The 4,816-nt window shown below is 70.4% G+C and carries 5 protein-coding genes and 1 pseudogene; all 6 read right to left on the bottom strand.

The features are described from left to right. Nucleotides 1–397: universal stress protein (locus A9X05_RS20660; RefSeq protein ID WP_197499153.1), on the bottom strand; the 397-nt coding region annotated here is incomplete at its 3' end. Nucleotide 398: 1 nt separating this feature from the next. Continuing rightward, nucleotides 399–1,169: a universal stress protein gene (locus tag A9X05_RS20665; RefSeq protein WP_067761147.1), complete on the bottom strand. Its 771-nt coding sequence runs from the start codon at nucleotides 1,167–1,169 to the stop codon at nucleotides 399–401. Nucleotides 1,170–1,234: 65 nt separating this feature from the next. Then, nucleotides 1,235–2,221: a 1-phosphofructokinase family hexose kinase gene (locus A9X05_RS20670; RefSeq protein ID WP_067761185.1), complete on the bottom strand. Its 987-nt coding sequence runs from the start codon at nucleotides 2,219–2,221 to the stop codon at nucleotides 1,235–1,237. Nucleotides 2,222–2,243: 22 nt separating this feature from the next. Continuing rightward, nucleotides 2,244–4,283 (bottom strand): erythromycin esterase family protein, encoded by a 2,040-nt coding sequence (locus A9X05_RS20675; protein ID WP_156736869.1) that lies wholly within the window; start codon nucleotides 4,281–4,283, stop codon nucleotides 2,244–2,246. A 156-nt stretch (nucleotides 4,284–4,439) separates the two neighbouring features. Then, the gene (locus A9X05_RS20680; RefSeq protein WP_067761150.1) at nucleotides 4,440–4,679 is read right to left on the bottom strand and encodes a hypothetical protein; all 240 of its coding nucleotides are present in this window, start codon (nucleotides 4,677–4,679) and stop codon (nucleotides 4,440–4,442) included. Nucleotides 4,680–4,686: 7 nt separating this feature from the next. After that, nucleotides 4,687–4,816, bottom strand: a pseudogene (locus A9X05_RS31740) (DUF1918 domain-containing protein); the annotation flags it as partial.

Raw genomic sequence — 4,816 nt, forward strand, 5'->3', positions numbered from 1 at the left:
CGCGGCCGCGGACGATCGCCACCGGGCAGTGCGCCGAGACGGCCAGCGCCGCGGCGGTGGAGCCGACCCGGCCCGGTTGAAAGTGGCGCAGCCCGACGGCTCCCACGCAGACCATCACCGCCGACGCCGACGAACGAATCAGCGACCCGACCGCGGGTCCGTGGACGATTTCCGTCTCGATCGCCACCGGCCTGCCCGCGGCGCGGATCGCGCTGACCGCCTGGCCGACCGCGAGCTCCGCCGTTTGTTCGCCGCCTTCGGCCTCGGTCGCGTAGAGCAGACGCAGCGGAACGTCACGACTCACCGCCTCGTCGACCGCCCATAGCGCCGCGCGGATCGCCGCCTTGGAACCATCGATACCGGCGACGACCGACTCGGTTCGGGCGGTCTCCGTCATCTCAGTGGCGAACCACGAGCACCGAGCAGTCGGGGTAGCCGACGATCGGATGACAGTTCGGGGTGACCAGCCCCGCGATCTCGTCGGCATCGGCACTGCCGACCACCGCGAGTTCGATTGTGCCACCGGGCTTCTCGCTGGGTCTGGCGCCGGTGCCCGCAGCGACGGTCTGGACGTGGACGTCCGGGTAGCGGCGGACCCAGCTGTTCAGCCGCCGGTCGATCTGCCGGACGGTGGCGTGGCGGCGGCGCCCTTCCTCCATGGCCTGGTGTACCACCTCGTCGTTGTCGGGCTCGTCGTTGAGCACAACGGCGATCACCCCGAGCTCCGTCGGCGACCCGTCGGGATTGGTGCGGATGATCGCGACCGGGCAGTGCGCGCGCGCCACCAGGCCGGCCGCGGTCGGGCCCAACAGCCCGTCGGACGCCCATCCCCGCCTGGCGGTGCCGACACACACCAGGGCGGCGTCCAGCGATTGGTCGATCAACGCCTGCGCGGGGTCACCGGAGACGATCGCCGTCTCGATCTCGACCGCCTTGCGCTCACTCTGGATGGCGGACTCCGCTTCGCACAGCGCGATTTCGCCGCGTTCGACCTCCCATTCCGAGGTGGGGCCCGACCCGGCGTGGCCCCCTCGTGGGGGGATGACATAGACCAGGCGCAGCGGCATCTGCCGGCCGATCGCCTCGTCGATCGCCCACTTCGCGGCGTTCACCGCGGCTTTCGAGCCGTTGACGCCGACGACCACGGCCTTGGCGTCCAGCTGGTTCATGTCGGCTCCTAGGGTTCCATTCGCTTTCAAGGCTATTGCGCCGGCGCCCCGCGACGGAGGGGCCGTTAGGCCCCAGCTGCGAAGTCGTTCGGCCCCACCTCCGCGGGTTCGGCCACCAGCTCGAACAACCGCTCCACGTCGACGCGCTCGAAGACCGCCGTACCGGGCGTCATCAGCATCGCCGCGCCCGCCGCGATCCCGTACCGAACGGATTTGGCGAGCGGCCACCCACGGGTGATACCCACCGTGATCGCGGCGACCATCGCGTCGCCGGCCCCGACGCCGCTGCCGCTACGCATCGGGACCGCCGGAAAGCGTTGGCTGGCATGGCGTGTCGCGAGCAGCGCGCCGTAGGACCCCAGGGACACCACGACGACCTGTGCGTGGCCGCTGTCGATCAGCTGATGGGCGGCGGCCAATTGCTCGGACTCGGTGGCGAGTCGGCGGCCGACGCATTCCCTCAGCTCGCGCACGCTCGCCTTGAGCAGATACACGCCCGAGGAGATGTGCTGCAGGCCGCCGCCGGAGGTGTCCAGAATCAGCTTCACGCCCAGCTCCCGGCAGATGTCGGCGACCCGCTGGTAGTAGTCGGCCGGGACGCCCGGCGGCAGGCTGCCGCTGGCCACGACGACTTCGGCCGTCTGGGCGGCGGCCCGCAGTTCGGCGAGGCATTGCTCCTGTTCGAAGGCGTTGAGCTCCGGGCCCGGCAGGACGAACCGGTATTGCTGGCCCGTGCTGGTCTCGTTGACGGAAAAACTCTCGCGGGTCTGGGCGGCGATCGGGATCTGCAGGAACGGCACCTCCGCCTCGCCGAGCAGGGTGGTGACGAGGCCACCGTGCGACCCGCCCGCCGGAAACACCGCCAGCACCGGGCTGCCGAGGACCTTCGCGATCCGCGCGACGTTGATGCCGCCGCCGCCCGGGTCGTAGCGCGTCGCCGAGCAGCGCAATTTGTCGGTCGGCCGCACCACGCCGACGCTCGTGGTGATGTCGAGCGCGGGATTCATGGTCAACGTGACGATTCTTCGGCTGAGCGCCCGATCGGCCGGCATCTGTATCTCCATCGCTTCGTGCCTAGAGGCCGCTCGGGTACGTTTCCGGCGTCTCGCCGGCGATCCACACGCTGGTGACCTCCAACGGCTCCAACGCCCGCGTCCGGTCGATGTGAATCATCGCGTCGAACTGGTCGGCGGGCCGGACGTGGAAGTAGTGGCTCTGCCGTTCGGTCTCGGGGCGGTAGATCACCCCGATGGCACGCCCCAGGCGCACCGCGCCGAGGGGCTCCGCGGCCCCGGGGTTGAGGTGCGGCGACACCACGAACGCCGCCCTGCCCGTTTCGTGCAGGAGTTCTTCGATGCTCCCGTTGAGGGCCGGGCGGACGACCTTGCGTTCGGCGATGCCGCCCCAGTCGCTGGCGGCGGTGACGGTGCCCGCGTACGTGCTGAAGCCGAGCAGGCGGGATTCGTCGCCGTGCCGCTGCCGGACCAGCTGGCCGAGCGTGAGTTGTCCGTCGGCCCACACCTCGGTGGCGCGGGCGTCGCCTACGTGGGAGTTGTGGGCCCACACCACGATTCGCGCGGACGGCACGTCGTCGTGACGGTCCAGATGCTTGAGCAGTGCGTCGAGGGTCTGCGCCATGTGTTTGTCGCGCAGGTTCCACGAGGTGACCCGGCCGCTGAACATCGCCCGGTAGTACACCTCCGCGTTGTGCACCGTCTGGGCGTTCTGGTGGGCGTAGAACAATTCGTCCTCGGCGAGCAGGCCGTCCCTGCGCGCGTAGGCCAGCGCGTTGCGCTGGATCTCGACGAGTTGATCGATCGCTTCCTTCTCGCACGACGGGCCCGCGCCGAAGGCCGCCGAGAAGCCGTACGCCTGACCGTCGTCCGCCGAGGCGTGGTCGAAGCAGGCGTAGCGTTCCCGCGCCCGCGCCGCCGCCTTGGGGTCGATCTTGTCCAGGTAGCCGATCACCTCCCGCATCGACCGGTGCAGGCTGTAGAGATCCAGGCCGTAGAAGCCGGCCTGCCGCTGGCCGTTGTTCTCGTGCAGCCGGTTTCGCGTGCGTAGCCACTCGACGAAGTCACGGACGACGGTGTTGCGCCACATCCAGGCGGGAAAGCGCTCGAAGCCGCTCAACGCCTCGTCGGCGGTGGTGTCCTCGCCGATGCCGCGAACGTAGCGGTTCACCCGGTAGGCGTCGGGCCAGTCCGCCTCGGCCGCGACGGCGCAGAAACCCTTCTCCTCGATCAGCCACTTGGTGATTTCGGCCCGGGCCTCGTAGAACTCGTGTGTGCCGTGCGAACTTTCGCCGATCAGCACGATGCGCGCGTCACCGACGAGCGCGTCCAGCGCCGCTTGCGGCGGCACGCCCGCCGGCGCGTCGATGGCGACCCGGCTGATCACGTCGGCCGGTGTCCGCGCCGCGGCGCCCCGCGACGCCCCGGTCGTCGGCGTGGCGAGCAGCCGGCGGACCTCGTCGTCGGTGACCTGGCGGAAATCCCAGAAGGACTCCCCGACCGCGAGGAACGGGGTGGGCATGCTCGCGCACACGACGTCGTCGACCTGCCCGGCGAATTCCCGGCACGTCGACTCGGGGGCCGCCGGCACGGCGATGACGATGTGCGCCGGCTCGGCTTCGCGCAGCGCCTGCACCGCCGCGGACATGCTTGCGCCGGTGGCCAATCCGTCGTCGACGAGGATGACCGTCTTGCCGGCCACCTCCACGGGTGGGCGCCCGTCGCGGTAGGCGGCCTCGCGCCGAATCAATTCCCGACCCTCACGCTCGGCGACCGCGCGCAACTCCTGCGGGGTGATACGCAGGCCACGCACGACGTCGTCGTTGACCACCACGCGGCCCCCGCTCGCCAGTGCTCCCACCGCGAATTCCTCGTGGCCGGGCGCGCCGAGCTTGCGCACGATGAAGGCGTCCAGCGGCGCGCGCAGCGCCGCCGCCACCTCCCACGCGACGGGTATGCCGCCCCGCGCCAGACCCAGCACGATCACGTCTGGCCGATCGCGGTAGGCCCCGAGGAGGTTGGCCAGCACCCGGCCGGCCTCGCTGCGGTCGCGGAACACGCGGCGCGGCGAGCGCCGGGTCGCGTCAGCTGCTCTGGTCATCGCGCACCGCGGTCACTACGCCGCTCGGCGGGCGGACGGGAAGGGTCGCCATGGCAATCTCCTCGATCCCTTTCACCATTGACGACTTTCATCCGACCAGTCCGCCGTAATCGGCGGTAGGGACCGAAGTCCCAGGCTTACGGGTCGTTCGTCGGGTCACCGTTTCCGGCGCAGCTCGGCCATGTAGGCCATCACCCGGTTGAGGATGAGGCCGTAGGCGTCACCGTCTTGGGTGAGCCGCACGAGCCCGCGGTGGCGCAGGAAGCCGTCGAGGCGCTGGTCCAAACGCCAGTCGACGTAGGTGTGGCCGGCGTAGGGCGAGTGCAGAAATTCAAAGGCGAGCTCGTCGACGTCGGCGTCGGTTATCGACGGGCATCCGTCTGTGGTAGAAGGCATTTGGCTGCTACCCGACTCGGCTGTGATCCCGGATGGCGGCCTGCACCGCGGCGAATCGTGCTCGTGCCCGCTCGTCGGCGGCCTGCTGCTCGGCGGCGGTGACGACGATGGCGTCCGGGCCCGGGAACACGGTCGCC

It is taken from the genome of Mycobacterium sp. E3298, from assembly GCF_001666895.1.
Lineage (GTDB): Bacteria > Actinomycetota > Actinomycetes > Mycobacteriales > Mycobacteriaceae > Mycobacterium.